A 1,613-nucleotide genomic window follows, 5' to 3' on the forward strand; every position below is an offset into this window, starting at 1 on the left:
CACATCACACTCATGGCATAGACTTTGCATAAAAAGAGTGCGACAACAAAAAACATCAGAATCCCCATAAATGCAGCACCTTGTGAAAGGAGAAGATCATGGCACGCGGAATTTTTTACAGAATGGCCGACATCGTCAAAGCCAACGTCAACGACCTGATCACCCGCGCAGAAGACCCGGAAAAAATGATCCGCCAGATGATTCTGGAAATGGAAGAAGCCGTCAACAAAGCCACAGCCTCAGTCGGCACGGCTGTAGCCAATGAAAAACGCCTGGAAAGACAATATCTCGAAAAACAAGATCAAATCGAAGCATGGCAAAAAAAAGCCGAATTAGCCGTTGAAGCTGGCGAAGACGACCTTGCACGCCGCGCCCTCGAGCGCAAAGCTGCAAATCAGGAAGCCATGCACGACCTTGAAGTCGCCCTCGAAGAAAGCCGTAAAACCTCGTCCCAACTCAAACAACAACTCACCCAACTCAAAGCCAAACTCGACGAAGCCCGCACCCGCCAGGGCACCCTGATTGCTCGCCGCCGTGCAGCCGAAGCCCGCAAGCAAATCGCCAGGGGCCTCTCAGGAGTGGGTGAAGACGCTTTTTCGAGCTTTGAACGATTCCGTCAGCGCATCGAATCCGAAGAAGCCGAAGCAGAAGCCCATCAAGAAATGGCGAGTGCCGACCCCTCTCTGGAAGAAGAATTTTCCAAACTCGAGCGCAAAAGCACAGTAGAAGACGAACTCAGTGCGCTAAAAAAGAAAATGGGACAAAAAGATGCGTGACCTGGAAAAACTCGCCGATGAAATCGCCAGCAAAATTGACCGCGCGGTCAACAACGCGGAGCGAAAAATAAAAAAGAAATGGAAGGGCAACTGGGAGGCGCGCGTTCACAGTGCGAGCAGCGATTTCCAAACCGCAACCAATTCATTCAAGCGCGTGCCTGACCGTCTCTCTGACCTCGCCACCGATGGGAGTTGTGCCATGCGTTATCTCTTCGCTTATGGCTTAATAGGAATGGCTGCACTTATGGGATTTTGCGGCCTCATGCTCGTACTCATTACACTGGTAGAACATCCCCCCTGGGCAGACACAAACCCATTCAGGCACGAAGAACTCAGTGCTGGCCTCTTTATAATCGTATTCTCTCAACTTATATGGTGGGCAGGTCGCAGGGTCAAAAGATCGGGAGACAAAAAAGCACATGCCAAAAATCAGCACCGCATACTCCGTCTCGCCCGGGAAAAAGGGGGCAGTCTCACCGTGACAGAAGCCGCCATGGACACCAGAATAACAGTTGAAAAAACCGAAGAAATCCTGCGAGAATTAACCATAAGTGGTCATGCGGAAATGCGAATCTCAGATTCGGGCCTGGTCGTTTACCATTTTCCTGAAATCGAACGCTGGGATGAAAAACACCTCGCGAGACCCGTGGATGAACTCTAATGTGTGTGGGAGGGCAAAATAATGGTAATGTTTGAAATTGGCATCATGGTCGCGATAATCATTCTCGCATCAGCGGCATACAAATACGTCGAGCACCGTACCAGAGGATCCGTCCCCAGCGATGCTGAAGAACGCTTAAGCGCCAGAATGGACGAACTCGACCGCAGGCTCACAGA

2 protein-coding genes are annotated in these 1,613 nt (G+C 50.8%); both read left to right on the forward strand.

Going from position 1 to position 1,613, the window contains the following annotated elements; translation table 11 throughout:
• Positions 1–98 precede the first annotated feature (98 nt).
• A complete protein-coding gene (locus F4Y39_11860) occupies positions 99–776 on the forward strand; it encodes a PspA/IM30 family protein (protein MYC14413.1) in 678 nt (225 codons plus the stop codon).
• A complete protein-coding gene (locus F4Y39_11865; GenBank protein ID MYC14414.1) occupies positions 769–1,437 on the forward strand; it encodes a hypothetical protein in 669 nt (222 codons plus the stop codon). The genes F4Y39_11860 and F4Y39_11865 overlap by 8 nt, the downstream gene beginning before the upstream one ends.
• Positions 1,438–1,613 lie beyond the last annotated feature (176 nt).

The organism is Gemmatimonadota bacterium, from assembly GCA_009838845.1.
Classification (GTDB): Bacteria; Latescibacterota; UBA2968; order UBA2968; family UBA2968; genus VXRD01.

Bases quoted from the DNA above. Each gene is read 5' to 3' on its own strand.
- F4Y39_11865 (MYC14414.1), top strand. From the start codon at position 769: ATGCGTGACCTGGAAAAACTCGCCGATGAAATCGCCAGCAAAATTGAC.
- F4Y39_11860 (MYC14413.1), top strand. From the start codon at position 99: ATGGCACGCGGAATTTTTTACAGAATGGCCGACATCGTCAAAGCCAAC.